At 66.7% G+C, this 237-nt stretch carries 1 protein-coding gene; it reads right to left on the reverse strand.

What is annotated here, in order from left to right:
* Nucleotides 1-237 (reverse strand): ATP-binding cassette domain-containing protein (locus tag ACZ3HH_RS31125; protein WP_465810580.1); only part of this gene is annotated, 237 nt, incomplete at both ends.

Consider the following 237-nt stretch of genomic DNA (forward strand, 5'->3'; position numbering starts at 1 on the left):
CACCCGCTGCCGCTGGCCGCCGGAGAGCTGGTTGGGATATTGCGTGTGGGTGCGCTCCGGCATGCCCACCAGATCGAGGATCTGGCGCACCTGGCGATTGCGCTCGGCCGCATTGCCGATGCCATGCAGCTTCAGCGGCAAGCCGACGATCTCGCCCACGGTCTTGCGCGGATTGAGCGACGAATACGGGTCCTGGAAGATCGGCTGGATGTGACGTGCATGCGCGCGGCGCTCGGT

Source organism: Pseudomonas sp. PME37.24/025, assembly GCF_055556615.1.